General features: G+C 76.2%; 1 pseudogene. It reads left to right on the top strand.

Annotated elements, in window-relative coordinates:
• Window positions 1-727: pseudogene (locus FE633_RS35245) on the top strand (DNA polymerase III subunit gamma and tau); the annotation flags it as partial.

Genomic DNA, 727 nt, shown 5'->3' on the forward strand with positions numbered 1-727 from the left:
GACCGCGCCCGCGCCGACGTCGGCTCCTGCCGGCGGGGGTACGCCCGGCGCCTGGCCCACCGCCACAGCGGCGGGCAGTGGCCGGCGTCCTGGTGGGTGGCCGACGGCGGCCGCCGCAGGTGCGGGGCAGTCTCCGGCCGCGCCCGGAGCGCCGGTGACGCCGGGCTCCGCATCCACATCCGCATCCACTCCTCCTTCCCCTCCCCCTTCAGGGGCGGCAAGTCCGGCGCCTGCCGGTCCGCCCCCGTCTGCCGCCGCCCCGGCCGCGCCTTCGGCTCCCGCGAGCGGTGGGCTCGATCCCCGCATGCTGTGGCCGAACATCCTGGAGGCGGTGAAGAACCGGCGCCGTTTCACCTGGATCCTGCTCAGCCAGAACGCCCAGGTGGCCGGCTTCGACGGCACGACCCTCCAGATCGGCTTCGTCAACTCGGGGGCGCGCGACAACTTCGCGAGCAGTGGCAGCGAGGACGTGCTGCGGCAGGCGCTGTCCGAGCAGTTCAACGTGCAGTGGAAGATCGAGGCCATCGTCGATCCTTCGGGGGGTTCGGCTCCGCCGGCGTCGGCCGGGTCCGGTTTCGGTGGTGGTTACTCGCCCGGTGGCGGCGCCGCCCCGGCCGCGCCTCGGCCCGCGCCCCGGGCACCTGCGGCTCCCGACCCCCGGCCCGCGGCCTCGCAGGCCCCGGCCTCCCCTTCTCCGGCACCCTCGCCGACACCTCCGCCACCACCC

Source organism: Streptomyces montanus (assembly GCF_005786655.1).
Classification (GTDB): Bacteria; Actinomycetota; Actinomycetes; order Streptomycetales; family Streptomycetaceae; genus Streptomyces; species Streptomyces sporangiiformans.